Source organism: Dietzia sp. CW19 (assembly GCF_014145265.1).
Taxonomy (GTDB): domain Bacteria; phylum Actinomycetota; class Actinomycetes; order Mycobacteriales; family Mycobacteriaceae; genus Dietzia; species Dietzia natronolimnaea.
On sequence record NZ_JAALEE010000566.1, the window covers coordinates 26,086 to 26,346 of the forward strand.

Below are 261 nucleotides of genomic sequence, written 5' to 3' on the forward strand. Positions count from 1 at the left end.
CTCGCGGGAGTTCGCTTTAAACCAGGCCTGGCTCGTGGCGGTGATGCTCGCCGCGGATCTGGTGGCCTGGACCCGGATGCTCGCTTGCACCGGCGACGCCGCAGTTCTGGCCTTGTGCGAGCCCAAAGCGCTGCGCTACCGCTTCCTCCACGTGGCAGCCCGGCTGGTCCGAAGCGGCCGACGGCGGCGCGTGAAGATTCCCGAAACGTGGCCCTGGGCGACTGCCATCGTCGCAGTGTTCAACACGATCGCCGCGATCCC

1 protein-coding gene is annotated in these 261 nt (G+C 68.2%); it reads left to right on the top strand.

What is annotated here, in order from left to right; all coding sequences use genetic code 11:
• Positions 1 to 261: transposase (locus tag G6021_RS16680; RefSeq protein WP_182641777.1), on the top strand; the 261-nt coding region annotated here is incomplete at both ends.